The 216-nt window shown below is 37.5% G+C and carries 1 protein-coding gene; it reads left to right on the top strand.

Going from position 1 to position 216, the window contains the following annotated elements; genetic code table 11:
- Nucleotides 1–210, top strand: a 210-nt coding sequence (locus KB213_RS12590; RefSeq protein ID WP_211683604.1) for a hypothetical protein, incomplete at its 5' end; no start/stop codon positions are given.
- Nucleotides 211–216 lie beyond the last annotated feature (6 nt).

Raw genomic sequence — 216 nt, 5'->3', positions numbered from 1 at the left:
AAGTATAGAAGAGTGTCAGAACAGAAGAATGAGGCTTGCGAAAAAATGGCAGTATTCCAGTGTTTTACGGCTCATGATTCGTTACAGTGGGACGAAAGTTATAAAAAATTAAGCGAATTAAACAAGATCATCAGTGAAAGAGAGGGGGTATCTACTAATTTATCCCCTTTATATCGCTCATACCACGAAGACATCGTCAAAAGCCGATAAAATTGT

The sequence above is a fragment of the Neokomagataea anthophila genome (assembly GCF_018122595.1).
Taxonomy (GTDB): Bacteria; Pseudomonadota; Alphaproteobacteria; order Acetobacterales; family Acetobacteraceae; genus Gluconobacter; species Gluconobacter anthophilus.
Note: the sequence above shows the minus strand (reverse complement) of the source record. Positions and strands in the feature narration are given on the sequence as shown.